Annotated in this window: 17 protein-coding genes; 3 read left to right on the forward strand and 14 right to left on the reverse strand. The window is 66.5% G+C overall.

The features are described 5' to 3' along the window. Window positions 1-132: 132 nt before the first annotated feature. The 7 genes from IP92_RS15665 to cyoA are packed head-to-tail and all read right to left on the reverse strand — an operon-like array spanning window position 133 to window position 6946. On the reverse strand, window positions 133-672 hold the full coding sequence (locus IP92_RS15665; protein ID WP_145876508.1) for a response regulator transcription factor: 540 nt from the start codon (window positions 670-672) through the stop codon (window positions 133-135). A gap of 18 nt (window positions 673-690) precedes the next feature. Next, a complete protein-coding gene (locus IP92_RS15670) occupies window positions 691-2055 on the reverse strand; it encodes an ATP-binding protein (RefSeq protein WP_145876511.1) in 1365 nt (454 codons plus the stop codon). Then, window positions 2039-2863 carry an SURF1 family protein gene (locus tag IP92_RS15675; RefSeq protein ID WP_145876513.1) on the reverse strand — a complete coding sequence of 275 codons (825 nt, stop codon included), beginning with the start codon at window positions 2861-2863 and terminating at the stop codon, window positions 2039-2041. Before IP92_RS15675 ends, IP92_RS15670 begins: the two co-directional genes overlap by 17 nt. Next, window positions 2860-3282, reverse strand: coding sequence for a cytochrome o ubiquinol oxidase subunit IV (cyoD, locus tag IP92_RS15680; RefSeq protein WP_145876515.1), 423 nt, complete (start codon window positions 3280-3282; stop codon window positions 2860-2862). Before cyoD ends, IP92_RS15675 begins: the two co-directional genes overlap by 4 nt. Then, window positions 3279-3914 carry a cytochrome o ubiquinol oxidase subunit III gene (cyoC, locus tag IP92_RS15685; RefSeq protein WP_145876517.1) on the reverse strand — a complete coding sequence of 212 codons (636 nt, stop codon included), beginning with the start codon at window positions 3912-3914 and terminating at the stop codon, window positions 3279-3281. The genes cyoD and cyoC overlap by 4 nt, the downstream gene beginning before the upstream one ends. Further along, the gene (cyoB, locus tag IP92_RS15690) at window positions 3907-5910 is read right to left on the reverse strand and encodes a cytochrome o ubiquinol oxidase subunit I (protein ID WP_145876519.1); all 2004 of its coding nucleotides are present in this window, start codon (window positions 5908-5910) and stop codon (window positions 3907-3909) included. Before cyoB ends, cyoC begins: the two co-directional genes overlap by 8 nt. After that, entirely contained in the window at window positions 5891-6946 is a 1056-nt protein-coding gene (gene cyoA / locus IP92_RS15695) for a ubiquinol oxidase subunit II (protein ID WP_145876521.1), read from the reverse strand. Before cyoA ends, cyoB begins: the two co-directional genes overlap by 20 nt. 206 nt (window positions 6947-7152) lie before the next feature. On the opposite strand from cyoA, the gene IP92_RS15700 reads away from it, so the two are divergent. Next, window positions 7153-8502, forward strand: coding sequence for an MFS transporter (locus IP92_RS15700; protein WP_145876524.1), 1350 nt, complete (start codon window positions 7153-7155; stop codon window positions 8500-8502). A gap of 342 nt (window positions 8503-8844) precedes the next feature. On the opposite strand, the gene IP92_RS15705 is transcribed toward IP92_RS15700, so the two are convergent. Both IP92_RS15705 and IP92_RS15710 read right to left on the reverse strand, forming a co-directional pair. Next, on the reverse strand, window positions 8845-9723 hold the full coding sequence (locus IP92_RS15705) for an alpha/beta fold hydrolase (protein ID WP_229418808.1): 879 nt from the start codon (window positions 9721-9723) through the stop codon (window positions 8845-8847). 3 nt (window positions 9724-9726) lie between these two features. Beyond that, window positions 9727-10278, reverse strand: coding sequence for a dihydrofolate reductase family protein (locus tag IP92_RS15710; RefSeq protein WP_145876527.1), 552 nt, complete (start codon window positions 10276-10278; stop codon window positions 9727-9729). Window positions 10279-10397: 119 nt separating this feature from the next. On the opposite strand from IP92_RS15710, the gene IP92_RS15715 reads away from it, so the two are divergent. Then, entirely contained in the window at window positions 10398-10736 is a 339-nt protein-coding gene (locus tag IP92_RS15715) for a hypothetical protein (protein WP_145876529.1), read from the forward strand. Window positions 10737-10744: 8 nt separating this feature from the next. On the opposite strand, the gene IP92_RS15720 is transcribed toward IP92_RS15715, so the two are convergent. After that, window positions 10745-13246: a sensor domain-containing protein gene (locus tag IP92_RS15720; RefSeq protein WP_145876532.1), complete on the reverse strand. Its 2502-nt coding sequence runs from the start codon at window positions 13244-13246 to the stop codon at window positions 10745-10747. Between the two features lie 152 nt (window positions 13247-13398). Between IP92_RS15720 and IP92_RS15725 the strand changes: the two genes are divergently transcribed. Continuing rightward, the gene (locus IP92_RS15725) at window positions 13399-13986 is read left to right on the forward strand and encodes a hemerythrin domain-containing protein (RefSeq protein WP_145876534.1); all 588 of its coding nucleotides are present in this window, start codon (window positions 13399-13401) and stop codon (window positions 13984-13986) included. Window positions 13987-13998: 12 nt separating this feature from the next. Here the strand turns inward: IP92_RS15725 and IP92_RS15730 are convergent, their stop codons facing one another. From IP92_RS15730 to phbB, 4 genes are all read right to left on the reverse strand, one after another. After that, window positions 13999-15381, reverse strand: a complete 1383-nt coding sequence (locus tag IP92_RS15730; protein ID WP_145876536.1) for an MFS transporter — start codon at window positions 15379-15381, stop codon at window positions 13999-14001. 151 nt (window positions 15382-15532) lie between these two features. Continuing rightward, complete coding sequence (locus IP92_RS15735) at window positions 15533-17668, reverse strand: methyl-accepting chemotaxis protein (protein WP_229418809.1); 2136 nt, start codon at window positions 17666-17668, stop codon at window positions 15533-15535. Window positions 17669-17678: 10 nt separating this feature from the next. Further along, the gene (locus IP92_RS15740) at window positions 17679-18479 is read right to left on the reverse strand and encodes a TorF family putative porin (RefSeq protein WP_145876539.1); all 801 of its coding nucleotides are present in this window, start codon (window positions 18477-18479) and stop codon (window positions 17679-17681) included. Window positions 18480-18807: 328 nt separating this feature from the next. Then, window positions 18808-19530: an acetoacetyl-CoA reductase gene (gene phbB, locus IP92_RS15745; protein WP_145876541.1), complete on the reverse strand. Its 723-nt coding sequence runs from the start codon at window positions 19528-19530 to the stop codon at window positions 18808-18810. Window positions 19531-19609 lie beyond the last annotated feature (79 nt).

Raw genomic sequence — 19609 nt, forward strand, 5'->3', positions numbered from 1 at the left:
GCGTCTATTGACACGATCGCCGGCGAAAAACTGCGGGAATATGAAGCGGTGCAGCTGTGGCGCCACACAATTTCCAAAAACGAGGGACAGTCCCCGAATTTTGGAAATATTGCTGGACGGCGGCGTACGGGGTCATTTCACGCGCTGCTTTTCCAGCTTGCGGGCCAGGGTGCGGCGGTGCATGCCGAGGCGGCGGGCTGCTTCGGAGATGTTGAACTCCGTTTCCGCCAGCACCGCGTGGATGTGCTCCCACTCCAGCGTCTTGACGGAGGTGGTGCGGCCCGTCACTTCGACGTCCGCGTTGCCGGCCACGTGGGCGAAAGCGGCTTCGATGTCGTCCGTGTTGGATGGTTTCGCCAAGTATTGGCAGGCGCCCAACTTGACCGCTTCGACGGCTGTGTTGATGCTCGCATAGCCGGTCAGCACGACGATCAGCATTTCCGGGTCGTGCTGGTGCAGCATCTGCACGCAGGCCAGGCCCGACGAATTGCCCTTCAGCTTCAGGTCGACCACGGCGTAGCCGGGCGTGTCGTGCTCCAGCAGCGCGGCCGCTTCGTCGACGTTGGCGGCATGCAGCACATGGTAGCCGCGCCGCTCGAACGAGCGGCCGAGGGTGCGGGCAAAGGCATCGTCGTCCTCGACGATCAACAGGCAGCGTTGGGATTCGGTCATTACGTCAGGGTCATTGCTTCAAACATCAGTGGAGGCAGGGGCGCCCTCGAGGGCGATGGCCGATACGGGCAGGCGGATCGCCACTTCGGCGCCGCCGCCGTCGAGGTTGCGCGCGCTGACGGTGCCGCCCAGCGTGCGGGCGACGTTCACGACGAGGAACAGCCCCAGGCCGCTGCCGGGGCGGCCCTTGGTGGAATTATACGGTTTGCCGATCTGCGCCAGGATCGCCGGCTCGAAGCCCGGCCCCTTGTCCGTGACGCGCAGCGTCAGCTCGTCGCCACCCCGCATCGCTTCCATGCGCACCCAGCCGGGCGACGCTTCCAGCGCGTTGTCGAGCACATTGCAGACCATTTGCTTGAGCGTCTCGTCGAACACCACGGGCAGGTCGCTGCCCAGCCGGCTGTCGTAGACGAAGTGCTGCACCGGACGGCTGGTGCGCCATTCCTGCGCCAGCGCATCGAGGAACGTGGCCAGCGTCGTCTTCACTGACGACTCGCCGCGCGCCTCGCCCGCCGACAGCAGGATGCCGGACACGATCGCCTTGCAGCGCTGCACCTGCGCCTGCATTTCGACGACTTCCTCCAGCAGCTCCGGGTTGCCGGTAAATTCCGGCATGCGCTTCCAGTCGCCCAGGATGACGGACAGCGTCGCCAGCGGCGTGCCCAGTTCATGCGCCGCGCCGGACGCCAGCAGGCCCATACGCACGACGTGTTCCTCCTCCGCCGCGCGCTGGCGCAGGTTGGCCAGCTGGGCGTCGCCGGCACGCAGGTTGGCATTGATGCGCGTGATGAAGAACACCAGCAGCGCGGCATTGAGCATGAAGCAGATCAGCATGCCCTGCACGTACAGCGACAGGATGCCGCGCTCGTGGTCCACTGCCAGCGGCAGCGGCAGGTAGTAGCGCGACAGCCCGGCCAGGCAGGCGGCCGTGATCAGCACGAACGTCCACGCATACGGTGGGCGCAGCAGCACGGCCGACAGGATCACCTGCAGCAGATAGAGGAAGGCAAAGGGATTGGTGGCGCCGCCGGACAGGTACAGCTGCGAAGTGAGGATCGCCACGTCGACCAGCAGCGCCATGAACAGCTCGGTGTTGCGGACGTAGCGCACCTCGTGCCAGCGCAGGTGGCTGGCGACGTTGAACGCGATCAGGCACGCCAGCACCTGCAGCATCGGCACCAGCGGCAGGCGGATGCCGTACACATAGGTGGCGCCAACGATCGTGGCGACCTGGCCGAACACGGCGATCCAGCGCAGCTGGATCAGCTGCATCATGTTCTGGTGGCCGGCCGCGTATTCGACCCCGGCGGCCGACACCCGTTCGCGCCGGCCGTCGGCCCGACGCCGTTCCAGCCGCTCGGGCGGTTCAGTCTTCCCTGTCATCCATTCCTCTCGCCTTGCGCGTGCGTTCGTAGCGCAGGACGAGATAATAGCCGCCGGCGACCATCGCTGCCAGAGCGAACCAGGTACCCGCATAGGCAAGATGGTTATTCGGGAACGCGATCACCGTCAGGCCGGCGGTGACCTGCTCGCCCGCCTGGGCGTGTTCCTGGCCCTTTTCGGCGTCGACGAAGTACGGCGCCACCGGGCCCAGGCCGCGGGCCTGGGCGATCGCGGCGATGTCGCGGGTGTACCAGCGGTCGCGGGCGGGATCGTTGTCGCGCAGGATGCGGCCCTTCGGTTCGGCCAGGCGCAGCAAACCCGTCACCTCGACACGCGGCCCGGCAGCCGGGCACACCGGCGCGGTCGCTTTCGGCGCCGTCCCCCGCTCGTAATCCCCCGCCTGCTGCGCCACGAAGCCCCGGTTGACGAGCACGATGCCATCCTCGGTGCACATTGGCGTCATCAACCAGAAGCCGATGCCCAGCGCCGTCGTCGTCTGCACGCGCGTGGTCAGGCCGTACAACAACGTGCCCGACACCCGCACGCGGCGGTACTCGTGCGACGCGGCCGTCACCTGCGGCCACTCGGCCGCGCGCGGCGCGGCTACCGGCTCGGCATGCACGCGCGCTTCGACGCGAGCAATCAGGTCCTCTTTCCATTGCAGGCGCTTGACCTGCCAGGTGCCCAGCGAAACGAAAACGCAAAAGAAAAACGCCGCAGCGGCGGCGAGAGCGATGCGCGCCCCGTTGAAGCGCGCCGCCTCGTTACCGTGCGGCGTTGCCTTTGCGCCGAAAGGCGCGTCGTTCATGGCATGTCGTGCAGCTGCTGCGGCGTCGTCACGTGCGGCATGTTCGGCATCATGTTCTTGTTCATGTGGTACATGACCCAGATCGAGCCGGCCAGGGTGATGACGACGATGATCACGGTGAAGATCAACGCCAGCATGTTCCAGCCGCCTTCCGACTTGCTGTTCATGTGCAGGAAGTAGACCATGTGCACGACCATCTGCACGGCGGCGAAACCGAGGATCACGAAGCCGGTGGTGGCCGGGCTTTCGATCACGTGGTTCATCACCAGGTAGAACGGGATCGCCGTCAGGATCACGGACAGGATGAAACCGATCACGTAATCCTTCATCGAACCATGGATGGCGGAGCCATCGTGGTGGTCATCGTGGTGGTCGTGGCCGTGGTCGCCATGACCGTGGTGGTGATTGTGCTCGCTCATGGCAGGACTCCCATCAGGTAGACAAAGGTGAACACGCCGATCCAGATCACGTCCAGGAAGTGCCAGAACAGCGACAGGCAGTTCAGGCGGCGCAGGTTGACCGGGTTCAGGCCGTGCTTGCCGATCTGGACCATCAACGTCACCAGCCAGATCGCACCGAACGTCACGTGCAGGCCGTGGGTGCCGACCAGCGCGAAGAACGACGTCAGGAAGCCGCTGCGCTGCGGGCCCGCGCCTTCGTGGATCAGGTGGTTGAACTCATACAGTTCCACGCTGAGGAAGGCCAGGCCGAACAGGCCCGTGATGGCCAGCCACAGCAACGTGGCGGACTGGTTCTTCACCTTCGCGGACAGCATCGCGAAGCCGTACGTGATCGACGAGAACAGCAGGAACGCCGTATTCAGCGCGATCAGCTTCAGGTCGAACAGCTCGGCGCCGCCCGGGCCGCCGGCGTAGTTGCGACCCAATACGGCATAGGTCGCGAACAGGCAGGCGAAGATCAGGCAGTCGCTCATCAGGTAAATCCAGAAACCCAGCATCGTGCCGTTTTCCGGATGATGCTCGCGCACCAGGTAGCGCGAGCTCGGATCGGCGCCCACGGCGCCGGCGGAGGTTACAGAGATATCAGACATGGCTTCCCAGCAGAGCGGTATGGCGGTCTTCCGTGCGGGTCACTTCGTCCGCCGGAATGTAGTAATCGCGCTTGTAGTTGAACGTGTGGACGATGATCACCACCAGCATTGCGACGAACGCGAGGCCGGTCAGGATCCACATGTGCCAGATGATCGCGAAGCCGATCACGGCGGACAGTGCCGCGATGATGAAGCCCGCGCCCGTGTTGGCCGGCATGTGGATCGGCACGAAGTCCTTCAACGGACGCTGGTAGCCGTTCTTCTTCATGTCGGCCCACGTGTCGTTGTCATGCACGACCGGGGTGAACGCGAAGTTGTAGTCCGGCGGCGGCGACGACGTCGACCACTCCAGCGTACGGCCGCCCCATGGGTCGCCCGTCACGTCCTGCAACTGCTTGCGGCGCATGAACGACACGGCGAACTGCAGCAGCATCGCACCGATACCGCCGGCGATCATCACCACGCCCAGGAAGGCGATCTGGAAGTACGGCGCCATCGACGCGTCCTCGATCACGTTCAGGCGACGGGTCACGCCCATGAAGCCCAGTGCGTACACCGGCATCCACGCCACGTAGAAGCCCACGACCCACAGCCAGAAGGAGACCTTGCCCCAGAAGACGTCAAGCTTGAAGCCGAACGCTTTCGGGAACCAGTAGTTGATACCTGCGAACAGGCCGAACAGCACGCCGCCGATGATCACGTTGTGGAAGTGCGCCACCAGGAACAGCGAGTTGTGCAGCACGAAGTCGGCCGGCGGGATCGCCAGCATCACGCCCGTCATGCCGCCGATCGTGAACGTAACCATGAAGGCGACGGTCCACATCATCGGCAGTTCGTAGCGGATGCGGCCGCGGTACATCGTGAACAGCCAGTTGAACAGCTTCGCGCCCGTCGGGATCGAGATGATCATCGTCGTGATGCCGAAGAACGAGTTCACCGACGCGCCGGAACCCATCGTGAAGAAGTGGTGCAGCCACACGAGGTAGGACAGGACCATGATCACGCAGGTCGCGTACACCATCGAGGTGTAGCCGAACAGGCGCTTGTTGCAGAACGTCGCGACGACTTCCGAGAAGATGCCGAAGCAAGGCAGGATCAGGATGTACACCTCCGGGTGGCCCCAGATCCAGATCAGGTTCACGTACATCATGGCGTTGCCGCCCAGTTCGTTCGTGAAGAAGTGCGTGCCCAGCAGGCGGTCCATGCCCAGCATGGCCAGCACGGCCGTCAGCACCGGGAAGGCGGCGACGATCAGGATGTTGGTGCACAGCGCGGTCCACGTGAACACCGGCATCTTCATCATGTCCATGCCGGGGGCACGCATCTTGACGATCGTGACGATCAGGTTCACGCCGGACAGCAAGGTGCCGACACCGGCCACCTGCAGCGACCAGATGTAGTAGTCCACCCCGACGTCAGGCGACGCGAGGATGCCGGACAGCGGCGGGAACGCCAGCCAGCCGGTACGGGCGAACTCGCCGACGAACAGCGACGCCATCACCAGCACGGCGCCCATCGCGGTCATCCAGAACGAGAAGTTGTTCAGGAACGGGAATGCCACGTCGCGCGCGCCGATCTGCAGCGGCACCACGTAGTTCATCAGGCCCGTCACCAGCGGCATCGCCACGAAGAAGATCATGATCACGCCGTGGGCGGTGAAGACCTGGTCGTAGTGGTGCGGCGGCAGGAAGCCGGCGCCGTCGCCAAAGGCGATGGCTTGCTGGGCACGCATCATCAGCGCGTCGGCGAAGCCGCGCAGCAGCATGACGAGACCCAGGATCATGTACATGATGCCGATTTTCTTGTGGTCGATACTGGTGAACCAGTTCTTCCACAGGTAGCCCCACAGGCGGAAGTAGGTCAGCGCGCCGAGCAGCGCGAGGCCGCCCAGGGCGACCGCGGCGAACGTGGCGAGCAGAATCGGTTCATGGAACGGAATCGCTTCCCAAGTCAGCCGGCCGAAGATCGGATCGGTTTCAGTTGGATACGCTTGCATTGTGACTCTTCATCGTAAGGGTGGACTTCTGTGCGGGCGTCTCGCAGACTTCCGCTTCGGCCTGCGCCAGGCGGGCGACTTCGCTGGCGCCCTGCTTGCGCGCCGCCTCGTGGGCGTGGTGCTTGCTGTTGCGCTGCGCATCCTCGTGCATCGTCTGCGCCATGCACTTCGTGCCCGGCTCGACGCATAGGTTCAGGATCGCGCTGTACAGCGTGCCGTCGACCGAGGCCCAGCGGCGTACCGGGTCCTTCTCGCTGGGCTTGGCCAGCTGCAGGTATTCGGAACGCTCGAGCGAACCGCCGCCGGCCTTCACCTTCGCCACGTAGGCATTGAAGTCAGCATCGTTCATCGCGTGGTACTTGAACTTCATGTGCGTGAAGCCGGCGCCGCTGTAGTTCGACGAGAAGCCGTCGTACGTGCCAACCTTGTTCATCACTGCGTTCAGCTGGGTTTCCATCGACGGCATCGTGTAGATCATGCCGGCCATCGCGGGGATGTAGAAGGCATTCATCACGGTCGACGACGTCAGGCGGAACTTGATCGGCCGGTCGATCGGCGTTGCCAGTTCATTCACGGTGGCGATGCCCTGCTCCGGATAGATGAACAGCCACTTCCAGTCCAGTGCCACGACCTGCACTTCCAGCGGCTGGACACCGGCCGGGATCGGACGCTTATCGTCGATGCGCTGCAGCGGACGGTAAGGGTCGAGCAGGTGGGTGCTGATCCAGGTGATCAGGCCCAGCACGATGATCAACAGCAGGGGCACGCCCCAGATCACGAGCTCCAGCTTGGTGGAGTGATCCCAGTCGGGATCGTACTTCGCCGCGGTGTTGCTCTTACGATAACGCCATGCGAACCACAGCGTCAGGACAATGACGGGAACGACGATCAGCAGCATCAGGTAAACGGAGACCATTACCAGATGGGCCTGCTGCGCCGCGATATCACCGGACGGATTCAACACCACCGTATTGCAGCCGGTGAGCCACAACATGGTGAGAAGACCCAGTCCACTGCGAACAATTGATGATTTCATTAAGTTATGTGCGCTACAGAGGATTGAGAACATGCTACTGTACCGTCACAGGCATGCGAAATGGAATTGGACACTTTGTCTCACCCCCGCTGGCAGGTTCTGTATCACCGTCCGTCGGGGCTCGGTCAAAGTCGTCTTCAGGGGTTCCATCAAGGTTTCCCGTCCGTTCGCTTGAACTTGTGAACAAAACGACATGAGAGACGATTATGGCAACGACTACCTATGACGGAAGTAACATCCCGGCGGATTATCAGCCAAGTCCCACCAGCAGCGGCGCACGCAACATTAATGCGCGCGATGGAGAAATTCATCCCGGCGAAATCGCGGTCGGAGTGGTGATCGGGCGGGCATCCGAATATTTCGATTTCTTCGTCTACGCGATCGCCTCGGTGCTCGTCTTCCCTTCGCTGTTCTTCCCGTTCGACGACCGGCTGAACGCGACGCTGTATTCATTTGTCATCTTTTCCTTTGCCTTCATCGCTCGGCCGTTCGGCACGCTGTTCTTCATGTGGGTGCAAAGGAAGTTCTCGCGCGAAGGCAAGCTGACGGGCGCCCTCTTCCTGCTCGGCAGCTCCACCGTCGGCATCGCGTTCCTGCCGTCGTACGCGGATGCCGGCACGACCGCTGTCGTGATGCTGGCGCTGTTCCGGATCGGCCAGGGGCTCGCCCAGGGCGGCTCGTGGGACGGCCTGCCGTCGCTGCTGGCGTTGAACGCGCCGCAGAACAAGCGGGGCTGGTATGCGATGCTGGGCCAGCTGGGCGCACCGGCCGGCTTCCTGATCGCGGCCGGCATCTTCGCCTACATGGTCGCGAACCTGTCGGCGCTGGACTTCCTCGACTGGGGCTGGCGCTATCCGTTCTTCGTCGCGTTCGCGATCAACGTCGTCGCGCTGTTCGCCCGCCTGCGCCTGGTCTCCACGCCGGAATATGCGCGGCTGCTGGACGAGCGCGAGCTCGAGCCGGTCAGCGTGTCCGAGCTGTCGCACACGCAGGGCCGCAACGTGATCATCGGCGCACTGGCCGCGCTGGCCAGCTACGCGCTGTTCCACCTGGTGACGGTGTTCCCGCTGTCGTGGGTGCAGCTGTACTCGACCCGCGCGCTGGACAACTTCCTCGTGCTGCAGATGTGGGGCGCGGCGCTGGCCATCGTCGGCACGATCGCTTCCGGCCTGATCGCGGACCGCTTCGGCCGCCGCACGACGCTCGGCACGCTGGCCGCGCTGATCGCCGTGTTCTCGGGCTTCGTGCCCACCCTGCTGCAAGGCGGTGAGCTGGGCCAGAACATCTTCATCATCGTCGGCTTTGGCCTGCTGGGCCTGTCGTATGGCCAGGCCGCCGGCGCCGTGACGGCGAACTTCGCCGCGCGCCACCGCTACACGGGCGCCGCGCTGACGTCCGACCTGGCCTGGCTCGTGGGCGCCGCTTTCGCCCCGCTGGTCGCACTGGGCCTGTCGGCGCACTTCGGACTCGGCTATGTGAGCCTGTACCTGCTGTCCGGCGCGGTCGGCTCGCTGGCGGCCCTGTCGGTGAACCGGGCGCTGGAGATCAGGGACTGAACGGCTGCGTGTCAATAGAAACGGCGAGCTGCGAGCTCGCCGCTTTTTTTTTTCGCGCTGTCACCTCAGCTTGTGGAATCGTTCGGCTGCCCACCTCCATGGCATGGATGACGACAGGAGGGAGCGACATCCGTACAGCGCGATGGCCATTCCACAAGCTCGGGTGACAGCGCTTTTTAATTGCTTGCCGGGATATCCTGAAAAAGGTGTCGATGAATCGCCTTCAGGGCAGTGAACGATATGTCATCGAAATCGGGCTCGAACTCTTCGAGGCGCGCAAGCGTCAAGTCGATCTCGACCGCTTCCAGCTCGGCGGCATCGGTAATGCCCCGCTTATTGACGCTACCCCTGCCTGCGCAGCCACTCCAGCGCCCGCGGCGCATTGCTCAGCACCGAGATATGCCCGTCATCCGGCTGGTCCCACAGCTCGGCCGTCGGGCAGCGCCGTGCCAGCCACGCCGAATGGCTGTGCGGCACGAGCCGGTCCGCGCCGCCGTGCAGCAGCAGCACGGGCCGGGTGATCGCCGTGCAGTCGAAACCCCATGGCGTTACGTACGCGATGTCGTCGTCGATCAGGCCGTCCGGGCCGGCCACGATCGCCGGCTGGACCACGCTCTCGAACCAGCCCCACGGCCCCGCCAGCGCGGCCCAGTCGGCGCCGGTGAACATCTCGCGATCGAATTCCGGCTTGGCCGCTTCGTACGCGGCCTTCGCATCCTGGCCCGCCAGCGCCGCGCGCAGGCCCGCCACGCCGGACGGACGCATGCCGGCAAACCAGTCCAGGCCCGCCGCGTTGTAGGGCGCCAGGCCGGCGCCGCTGACGGCTGCCTCCACCCGGTCCGGCAGCAGCGCCGCGCAGGCCAGCGCATGCGGTCCGCCGCCCGAATGGCCCATCACGGCGAAGCGCTCGATGCCGAGGACGTCGGCGATGCGCGCCACATCCGTCGCGGCCGATGCGATGTCGCGGCCCGGCCGCCGGGTCGAGCCGCTGTAGCCCGGCCGGTCGTAGCCCAGCCAGCGTATGCCGAGCCGGGCGCCTTCGGCAAACAGCGGCTCGGGCGGGCGCCCGATGTTCGGCGTGCCGTGCAGCCAGAACACCGCGAGCGCATCGCTGTCCCGTGCTCCCTGGTCGTAGTAATGCAGCGTGTGCCCATTGTCCAGCTTCAGGTCCGCTTCCAGCATCGCCTTCTCCTTGTCGATGCGGCGTGGCGCCGCTTGCACACGTTACTTCTGGATGTCGTAGCGCAGTTCCACCATGCCCGCGCTCATCTGTCGCGCCGACGTCAGGCGCAGCACCGGCGGCAGCAAGCGACGCGGCAGCAGCGGCTTGCCGCCGCCCAGCGTGACGGAACCGACCTGCACGATCAGCTCGTCCAGCAGGCCCGCGTCGAGGAACTGCCCGGCCAGTTCACCGCCGCCGACCACCCACAGGTTCTTGTCGCCCGCCGCCGCGCGCATCTGCGCATGCACGGCCGCCACGTCGCCCTGCACGAAGCGGATGTCGGCGCCGTCGATCGCCGGCAGCGTGCGGTGCGTGAAGATCCAGGCCGGCTGCGCGTACGGCCACGGCGAGCCGGTTTCGGCGATCACCGCCGCGCTGTGACGCAGCACCCATTCGTACGTGGTGGCGCCCATCGCCAGCGCGCCGACGCCGGCAATGAAGTCGGAATAGCTCGATTCGCCCAGGCTGCCGAGGGCGAACAGCCAGTCCAGCGAGTCGTCTTCGGTGGCGATATAGCCGTCCAGGCTGGCCGCCGAGTAGTACTGCGTCTTCATTGCTTGATCTCCTTCGTCGTGGCGGCCAACAGGACAGCGCGTTCGCCGCCCTTTGCCTATACTTTCCCTGTACCGTGCGGCACTGCAGCATTCCATTCACGCTATCTGGAGGGAAACTCATGAATACCACCACGTTCCAGTTCACGTTCCCGGGCGCCACACCGAGCGCGCCGCCGCTGGTCGACATCGTGGCGCGGCTGCACAACGCCTATGCGACGCCGCTGCAGAACGCATTCCAGGAATTATGGACGAGCACCGGCCGCATCGTCCAGCAGCAGACGGCGCATGCGGCAATGGAGGCGGCGCAGCGCAGCGTCGTCGCGCTGGCGCAGAACGCCGCCGAGGTGCAGCAGCGCACCTTCCTGCAGCTGTGCGGCGCCCACCAGCAGGCGTTCACGATGATGACCGAGGCGTGGACGACTGCGCTCACCGGCGGCCTGCGCGCGGTGAAACCGTAAGCGGCCCCTCACGATTCCGCGTGCAGCATCTCGGCAGCCGCCTCGACCGGCACGGGCCGGCTGCACAGGAACCCCTGGATCTCGTCGCAGCCTTCGCGGGTCAGGTAGCCCAGCTGGTCGCGCGTCTCGACGCCTTCGGCGATGATCCGGCAACCGAGGCTGTGGCCCAGCGTGATCATCGAGCGGACGATCGCCTCGCCCGGCTTATCGTGCAACATGTCGCGCACGAAGCTGCGGTCGATCTTCAGGTAGTCCAGCGGGAAGCGGCGCAGGTAGGACAGGCTTGAATAGCCGGTGCCGAAGTCGTCGATCGACAGCCGCACGCCGCCCTCCTTCAGCTGCCGCATCGCGGCGATGACGCCATCGACGTTCTGCATCATCAGCGATTCCGTCAGCTCCAGTTCCAGGTATTGCGCCGGCAGGCCGGCCGCTTCCAGCGCGCCGAACACTTCCTGCACGAAGCCGGCCTGGCGGAACTGCCGTGCCGACACGTTGACGGCGACGGGTATCCGCGGCAAGCCCGCATCCTGCCACGCGCGCGCCTGCCGGCAGGCCTCGACCAGCACCCACTCGCCGATTTCGACGATGCGGCCCGTCTCCTCGGCCACGCCGATGAAGCGGTCCGGCTGCACCAGGCCCAGCTCCGGCTGCAGCCAGCGGATCAAGGCTTCCAGGCCGGCCACGCGCCCCGTCAGGCAATCGATGCGGGGCTGGAAGTACAGCACGAACTCGCCCCGGCTCAGCGCATTGCGCAGGTGGCCCTCGATCAGCGTGCGCTCGGTCACCCGCGCATTCATCTCGCTGGTGTAGAACTGCAGCTGGTTGCGGCCGCCGTCCTTGGCGCGGTACAGCGCGATGTCGGCATGCTTGAAGAGGGCCGGCGCCGTGTCGCCGTCGCGCGGATAGACGGAGACGCCCATGCTGCACGTCAGCGCCAGGTCGTGCGCACCGAGGCGCATCGGTGCGCTGACGGCGTCCAGCACTGTCTGCACGGTGCGCGGCGACAGCGTCGCGCCGCCCTGCCCCGGCTGGTCCGGCAGCAGCAGGATGAATTCGTCGCCGCCCAGGCGCGCCACCGTGTCCGAATCGCGCAGCGCGCCGCGCAGCCGCGCCGCCACCGTCTGCAGCAGGCTGTCGCCGACGGCGTGGCCCAGGGTATCGTTGATCAGCTTGAAGTTGTCCAGGTCCAGCACGACGACCCACAGCTGGTGACCATAGCGGGACGCATAGGCGATGGCCTGTTCGAGCCGGTCCTGGAACAGGTGGCGGTTCGGCAGCCCCGTCAACGCATCGTGCGTCGACTGGTGTTCCAGCTCCTGCTGGTAGCGCATCGCCGCCGTGATGTCGTTGATCACGCCGACCCAGTGCGTGCGCACGCCGTGCGCGTCCAGCACGGGCGCCACGTGCAGCTGGTTCCAGAACAGCGAGCCGTCCTTGCGGTAATTGCGCAGGACGACGGTCACTTCGCGCTCGGCGCGCAGCGCATCGCGCAGCGCGTACAAGCCTTCCTGTTCGCGGTCGCCGCCCTGCAGGAAACGGCAATCCTTGCCCATCACCTCGGCCAGCTCGTAGCCGGAGATCTTCGCGAACGCGGGGTTGGCGTACGCGATCACGTCGTCCCGGCCGATGCGGTGCGTGATCAGGATCGCATTGACGGATGCATCGAGCGCGCGGCTTTGCAGGCGCAGCGTCTCCTCGGCTTCCTTGCGCGCCGTGATGTCCTCGATCGTGCCGAGCAGGCCGGCGATCTCGCCGTTCTGCCCGTACAGCGGCAGCTTGTTCACCAGTTGCCAGCGCTGGCGGCCATCCGGCCCGGCCAGCGTCTGCTCGCGCTCGCGCACCGGCTGGCCCGTGGCGATCACGGCGCGGTCCTCGGCCGCCTGTTCGCCCGTGCCGTGCTGCCACGGAAAATCCTGGTCGCGCTTGCCGACGACGCGGGCCGGGTCGTCCAGCCCCGCCGCGCGCGAGAACAGGCGGTTGCAGCCCACGTAGCGCAATTGCAGGTCCTTCCAGAACACCTGCAGCGGCATCGTGTCGATCAGGTTGCGGTACAGCTGCTGCGACTTGTACAGCGCCCGTTCCGTCGCGACCTGCTGCGTCACGTCCAGCGCGAACACGAGGCGCGCGCGGCGCCCTTCGTAGATCAGCGCGTGCGACGAGATGCGCACCGAGATCGGCCGGCCGTCGCGCTTCAGGTGGGTCCAGATGCCGGACGATTGGGGCAGCGCCGCCGGCGACGACGCCAGGTCGGCGTGCAGCTTCGCCTGCTCGGCCGGCGGACGGATGTCACGAATCGTCATGTGCAGGAACTCCGCTTCCGAGTAGCCGTAATGGCTGCATGCGGCCGCGTTGACGCGCAGGAAGCGCAGCGTGACGAGGTCGTAGATCCACATCGGCTGCGGATGGTCCTGGAACAGGTCGTCGAAGCGCGTCAGCGGGCGGCGGCTGCGCCACCCCCTTCCCTGCATGGGCAGCGTACTACGCGTGGGGGCGCGGTGCTGGAATCTCATCCTCGGCTCCTGGCGGGTTCTGTAGTGAACTATAACCCGTCCCCTGCCGTTTGTGCGCAATGCGCCGACAGCACACTGAGGGCTATTCCTACGCAAGCAACGCGGCGCCGCGGCTAAGATGGGCTGTTGCCGGAACCCACAAGGAGAAGAACATGTTTTCACTGAACAAGCTCAGCCCGACGATTACCGACATGATCCGCTTCGACCACTCGCACGTGCTGGTGACGTTCCACCAGTACACGACGTCGCAGAAGCCGAAAGTGAAGAAGGCGCTTGCGGAAACCATCTGCACCGCCCTGGAAATCCACGCCACGCTGGAAGAGGAAATCTTCTACCCGGTGATGCGGCAGCTGGAAGGCACCGACCCGACGATGCTGAAAGCCGAGCCGGAACACAACGACATGCGCCGCGTGATCGCGCAGCTGCGCGCCACCAAGCCGACCGAGGCAAAGCATGACGAATTGATGCATGAACTGATGCGCGACGTGATGCACCACGTGGCGGACGAGGAAACGGTGCTGCTGCCCGATGCGGAGCGCAAGCTGCCGCGCGAGCGCCTCAGTGAGCTGGGTGCCGAGATGACGCGCCGGCGCCTGCAGCTCGTCACGCCGCAGGCCGGCAGGATCGCCGCCAACACGGCGGTCGGCTTCTCCGGCAGCACGATGGCGATGGTGCTCGGCATTGCCGGCGCCGCGTTCGCGGCCACCAAGCTGCTGCCGCGCAAGCCAGCGCAGGCCTGATGCGCTGACGGCTTACCTTCCAACCACCTGCGCCCCGGCATCGGCCGGCAGGCGCAGGCTGTCGACGACGCCCGCCAGGGCGACGAGCCCCATCGCGCCCAACGCGAAGCGGAAGGCGGCGGGTTCATGGCCCCACCCGGCCAGTTCGGCCACCTTCAACAGCAGCGCGCCGGCCGCGATGCCGAGCCCCGCATTCACCTGCGCCAGCACGGAGAACAGCGTCGACGCGCCGCTCATCTGCGGTGGCGGCACGTTGGCGAACGCGATCGTGTTCAGCGCCGTGAACTGCATCGAGCGGCTGGCACCGCAGAAGAACAGCACGGCGGCCACCGCCGGAAGCGGCGTGTCCACTCGCAGCAATGCGCACAGCCAGAACCCCACGGCCAGCAGCATCCCATTCCCCACCAGTACATTGCGCAGGCCGAAGCGCCGCATCGCCCAGCTTGTCCGCGGCTTCATCGCCAGGTTGCCGGCAAAGAGGGCCAACAGCAGCATGCCGGCCGTCGTGCCGGGCAGGCCGAACGCCAGTTGCAGCATCAGCGGCACGAGGAACGGCGCACTGCCGATCGCGATCCGCGCCAGCGAGCCGCCGCGCACCGTGACGGCGAATGTGCGGATGGCCAGCGGCCGCAGGTCCAGCAACGGCGCCGCCACGCGGCGGAAGTGCCGCGCCGACCACCACAGCAGCGCGGCGCCGGCCAGCAGCGTGAGCCCGGCCGCCATCCACTGCCCGTGACCGGGCAGTTCGACACCCACCATCAGCAATGTGCAGGCCGCGCCGCTGCCCGCGAAGCCCGGCAGGTCGAACGGCCGCGGCGCCGCCCCGGCGGACGGGATGATCCACCACGCCGCCACCAGCAGCGCGGCGGCCAGCGGCACGTTGACAAGAAAGATCCAGTGCCAGCTCCACGTGGCCGTGATGAAGCCGCCCAGCGCCGGGCCGATGATCGGTGCCGCGAGGCCCGGCCAGGTGACGGTGGCGATCGCCCGCACCAGGTGCTCCTTCGGCGTATTGCGCAGCACGACGAGCCGGCCGACGGGCACCATCAGCGCCCCGCCCATGCCCTGCAGCACGCGCGCGGCCGTGAACGCGGCCAGCGATGGCGCCAGTGCGCACAGCACCGACGCGAACGTGAACACGCCGATCGCCGCGGCAAACACGCGGCGCGGTCCGTAACGGTCGGCCAGCCAGCCGCTGGCCGGAATGAACGCGGCCAGCGCGACGAGGTAGGCGGACAGGCCGATCGACAGGTGTTCCGGCCGCGTGCCGAAGCTGGCCGCCATCTGCGGGAGCGACGTGGTGATCGCGGTGGCGTCCAGGTTCTCCATGAAGAACGCGCAAGCCACCAGCCACGGGACGGCGCGGGCGCGCCGTTCGGCGGGGGTGTCGGACATCGGCGTGCTATGTTGTAAAAAAACAGCAATATAGCCGAGAAAAGCAAACGGGCCGGCTCCGCGGCATCGTGCGACACCGTGGAACCGGCCCGCTGACGGTCCGGATACCGCGAGAGAACGCGGCAAGACAGAACTCGGTTACAGCGGCTCGTTAGAACTCTTCCCACTCGTCGCCGCCGGCCGTCACCGGCTTGCCGGCCGTTGCCTTGAAACGGGCCGGTTGGGCGGCTTGTGTTGCCGGCGTGGCCAGCGTGGCCTTCGGCTTGGCCGCGGCTTTGGCGGGCGCCGGCGTGGCCGCGGCAGGTGCCGGAGCCGGAGCCGGAACAGCCAGGGACGCGCCATCGTCCGCCTCGCCGATGTGGAACTCGCCCACCAGGGACACCAGCACGGCGGCCTGCATCTTGAGGCTTTCGGCCGCGGCGGCCGCTTCTTCGACGAGGGCGGCGTTCTGCTGCGTCACGCCGTCCATCTGGCCGATCGCCTGGTTCACCTGGCCGATGCCGCCGCTTTGCTCGGCGCTCGCGGACGCGATCTCGGCGATGATGTCCGCCACGCGGCGCACGCTGCCCACCACTTCGTCCATCGTCGTGCCGGCGTCGTGCACCAGCGTGCTGCCGCGCTCGACCTGCTGCACGGAGTCGCCGATCAGCGCCTTGATCTCCTTCGCCGCGCTGGCGCTGCGCTGTGCCAGGTTGCGCACTTCGCTGGCGACGACCGCGAAGCCGCGGCCCTGTTCGCCCGCCCGGGCCGCTTCCACGGCCGCGTTCAGCGCCAGGATATTGGTCTGGAACGCGATGCCGTCGATGACGGAGATGATGTCCACCACCTTGTTCGACGAAGCGTTGATCGCCGCCATCGTATCGACCACCTGGGCGACGACGGCGCCGCCACGCGTTGCCACATCCGATGCGTTGGCGGCCAGTTCGCGCGCCTGCGTCGCGTTCTCGGAGTTCTGGCGCACGGTGCTGGTCAGCTCTTCCATCGACGCTGCGGTCTGCTGCAGCGCGCTGGCCTGCTGCTCGGTGCGGCCGGACAGGTCCAGGTTGCCCTGGCTGATCTCGCCGCTGGCCGCCGCCACGCTGTCGGCGCTGTCGCGCACGCGGGCCAGCACCTGCTCGATCTTCGCGACGAACTGGTTGAAGCCAGTGCCGATCACGGCCAGTTCATCGTTGCCGCGCACTTTCAGGCGCTTCGACAGGTCGGCGTTACCGCCGGCCAGCTGCGTCATCGTGCGGGCCAGGTCGCGCACCGGGCGGGTCAGGCGGCGCAGCACGCACACCATCACGAAGCCCGCCGCGACGGCGCACAGCGCCGACACGATCACCGTGAACAGCAGCAGGTCGCGCGCGGGCGCCGTCGCCACGCTCTTCGGGAACGTCAGGCGCACGGCCCACGGCGCGATGTCGTCGTGCAGGTGCAGTGGCTGCAGCAAATGCACCATGCCCGCTTCCTCGTACTGATACGGCTTGCCGGCACCGATTGCCTGCAGCGCCGCCGCTGGCATATCGTCCGCCTTCTTGCCGTTGCGGGCAGCTTCCGGATGGCTTGCATACAGGCCGCCGCTCGACACCAGCGACAGCTGGCCCGATTCGACCGTCTTCATGTGCGCCAGGATGTCGGTCAGCGTCGTCAGCGCGAAGTCCGCGCTGGCCACGCCCTGCACCTTGCCGTCGATGACGATCGGTGCCACCAGCGATGCCATCAGCACGTCCTTGCCGTTGATCGGGTACGCGTACGGCTCCGTGAAGAACAGCTTCTGCGTCTTCTTCGGGATGTCGTACCAGTCATTGGCGCCCGGCGCGGTGCCGAACACGATCGGTTCGATCAGCACGCCGCCATCGGCCTTGCGGGTGTAGTACGGCATGTAGCGGCCGGTCGCATCGAAGCGCGGCGCCTGGTTCGCGAACTCGGCATCCTTGCCGTCCAGCGCGTTCGGTTCCATCGTCACCGCACCGCCGATCAGGTCGCGCGAGCCGGAGAGGATGGCCTTGGTCAGTTCGCCCACCTGGTCGCGGTCCAGCGCGTGCTTCGCCGCCAGCGTGTTGCGCACGCTGCCGCCCAGCGTGACGACGGCGGCCAGGTTGCTGTTGATGCGGCTTTGCAGCGCATCGGCCGCTTCGGCCGCCTGCGTGCGCGCCAGCTGCATCGAAGCGTCCTCCGCGCTGTCGCGGCTGCGCAGGCCCGTCACGGCCGCCGTGATGGCCAGGCTCAGCACCACCAGCGTCGTGGCGGCCGCGCAGATGCGGGCGTTCAGCGACATCCCGCGGCGTTCCTTTGCTTGCGTCATATCGTTCTCCTTAGAAGGTGCGGGTCACCGCGACGACAAAGGTCGCCTTCGCCACGTTCGAATACTCGACGATGCCGGCGCCGTTCGGCATGCCGGTCGTGTAGGTCTTGTAGATGTCCGTCTTGCCCCAGGCGCGCGTCAGCGCGGCCGACGCGCTCCAGCCGCCGCCCAGCGTCTTCGTCACGCCGGCCTTCGCGTCGCGCCAGTTCCAGATGTCGTTGCCGGCGCCGGCCACGCGGCCGTCGCCCGCGTGCAGGTTCAGCGTCCAGCCGTTGCCCAGTTCCGGGTTGACGCCGACGTCCAGGTAGCCGGTGCCGCGGGCGTTCGTGATGCCGAAGAAGTCGCGCGTCACCGTGCGGTTGTACTTCGCGTAGGCCATCTTGTACGTCAGGCCGAACGACAGTTCCGCGTAATCGAACTTGGTGCCCGTCGCACTGATCACGGCGCCCGGGTACTTGTAGTAGTAGGCCAGCACGCTGTAGCCGATGTCGCCGACCGCGCCGCCGTAGCCGCCGTACAGGTCCCATTCCACGGTGCCCTTTTCCACGAAGCGGTCGCTGATCGTCGATGCCCACGTGCCGGCGGACCAGCCGCTCGGGTGCACGTAATCGACGCCGGCCTGCGCGGCCGGCTTGCCCCACGTCTGCCGCACGCCGCGCGACACGTATTGCGACACGACGCTGGCGTTGGCCGTCAGCTGTGCGGCCGGCGCTTCCCCTGCAGCCGTTTCCTGCGCCTGCGCGGCGCCAAGGCTGCAAGCGAAAAGCGCGGGCAATAGGACGCCCTGGCCCGTAAAGTGGCCTTTGTTCATGTGAATCCCGTTTGATGGTCGTTTGACGAGGCGGCTTGCGGCCGCCGGTGGAATGTGTATATCCGCAGGGAAATACTACAGCCGAATTCCGTGAGATTTGGTGAGATTTGACCTTTTGGTCACGGAATATTCACATTCGTTGCGGTATCCCGACAACAAACGGCGCCCGCCGTTGCAGGCGAAGCAAGCAATTGAAGAGTGGGCATGGCAAGAACGGCCATGCCCGACAGGGTTCGGGGCATGGAGATGACCGCTGCGGAAGATGGCGCCGGCGCGACCAACGCCACGCGTCGCCCGGTGTGTCCCGGGCGGCGCGCCATTGACCGGACTACCCCAGGTACTGGCCGCCGTTCACGTCGAACGTGGCGCCCGTGATGAAGCCGGCCGCGTCGTCGGCGAGAAAAGCGCACAGCCGCGCCACGTCGTCCGGCGTGCCGAGCCGGCCGACGGGAATCTGCGCAACGATGGCCTGCAGCACGTCCTGCGGCACGGCGGCCACCATCGCGGTGTCGCAATAGCCCGGCGCGATCGCGTTGACGGTGACGCCGCGCTTGGCGTTCTCCAGCGCCAGCGACTTCGTGAAGCCGAAGATGCCGGCCTTCGCGGCCGCGTAGTTGCACTGGCCGGCCTGGCCCTTGCGGCCGTTGATCGAGCTGATGTTGACGATGCGCCCATGGCCCCGCTCGCGCATGCCTTCGATCACCCGGCGCGACATGTTGAACATCGATCCCAGGTTCGTATGGATCACTTCCCACCACTGCGCCGGCGTCATCTTGTGCAAGGTGACGTCGCGCGTGATGCCCGCGTTGTTGACGAGGATGCCCACCGGCCCCAGCTCGCGCTCGACCAGCGCGACGCCCTGGGCGCACGCGTCGTAGTCGGCCACGTCCCAGCGGAACACGGGGATGCGGTGCCGGTCCGAGAACGCGCAAGCCGCTTCCTCGTTGCTGTGGTAGACGGCGGCCACGTCGTGCCCCGCCCGTTGCAACGCGATCGAGACGGCTTCCCCGATCCCCCGTGTGCCCCCGGTCACCAATGCGATGCGCTTCATCTCTCCTCCTTGTTCGATAGCCGCGCGGCTGCACGGCGAGACGCCAGCATAGGCAGAAACTTCCCCGCCGGGCATGGGT

This window comes from Pseudoduganella flava (assembly GCF_007830495.1).
Classification (GTDB): Bacteria; Pseudomonadota; Gammaproteobacteria; order Burkholderiales; family Burkholderiaceae_D; genus Rugamonas; species Rugamonas flava.

What these genes read in the sequence shown, in the direction of transcription:
- IP92_RS15665 (WP_145876508.1), bottom strand. Translation starts at nt 672, where the DNA reads ATGACCGAATCCCAACGCTGCCTGTTGATCGTCGAGGACGACGATGCC.
- IP92_RS15670 (WP_145876511.1), bottom strand. Translation starts at nt 2,055, where the DNA reads ATGACAGGGAAGACTGAACCGCCCGAGCGGCTGGAACGGCGTCGGGCC.
- IP92_RS15675 (WP_145876513.1), bottom strand. Translation starts at nt 2,863, where the DNA reads ATGAACGACGCGCCTTTCGGCGCAAAGGCAACGCCGCACGGTAACGAG.
- cyoD (WP_145876515.1), bottom strand. Translation starts at nt 3,282, where the DNA reads ATGAGCGAGCACAATCACCACCACGGTCATGGCGACCACGGCCACGAC.
- cyoC (WP_145876517.1), bottom strand. Translation starts at nt 3,914, where the DNA reads ATGTCTGATATCTCTGTAACCTCCGCCGGCGCCGTGGGCGCCGATCCG.
- cyoB (WP_145876519.1), bottom strand. Translation starts at nt 5,910, where the DNA reads ATGCAAGCGTATCCAACTGAAACCGATCCGATCTTCGGCCGGCTGACT.
- cyoA (WP_145876521.1), bottom strand. Translation starts at nt 6,946, where the DNA reads ATGAAATCATCAATTGTTCGCAGTGGACTGGGTCTTCTCACCATGTTG.
- IP92_RS15700 (WP_145876524.1), top strand. Translation starts at nt 7,153, where the DNA reads ATGGCAACGACTACCTATGACGGAAGTAACATCCCGGCGGATTATCAG.
- IP92_RS15710 (WP_145876527.1), bottom strand. Translation starts at nt 10,278, where the DNA reads ATGAAGACGCAGTACTACTCGGCGGCCAGCCTGGACGGCTATATCGCC.
- IP92_RS15715 (WP_145876529.1), top strand. Translation starts at nt 10,398, where the DNA reads ATGAATACCACCACGTTCCAGTTCACGTTCCCGGGCGCCACACCGAGC.
- IP92_RS15720 (WP_145876532.1), bottom strand. Translation starts at nt 13,246, where the DNA reads ATGAGATTCCAGCACCGCGCCCCCACGCGTAGTACGCTGCCCATGCAG.
- IP92_RS15725 (WP_145876534.1), top strand. Translation starts at nt 13,399, where the DNA reads ATGTTTTCACTGAACAAGCTCAGCCCGACGATTACCGACATGATCCGC.
- IP92_RS15730 (WP_145876536.1), bottom strand. Translation starts at nt 15,381, where the DNA reads ATGTCCGACACCCCCGCCGAACGGCGCGCCCGCGCCGTCCCGTGGCTG.
- IP92_RS15735 (WP_229418809.1), bottom strand. Translation starts at nt 17,668, where the DNA reads ATGACGCAAGCAAAGGAACGCCGCGGGATGTCGCTGAACGCCCGCATC.
- IP92_RS15740 (WP_145876539.1), bottom strand. Translation starts at nt 18,479, where the DNA reads ATGAACAAAGGCCACTTTACGGGCCAGGGCGTCCTATTGCCCGCGCTT.
- phbB (WP_145876541.1), bottom strand. Translation starts at nt 19,530, where the DNA reads ATGAAGCGCATCGCATTGGTGACCGGGGGCACACGGGGGATCGGGGAA.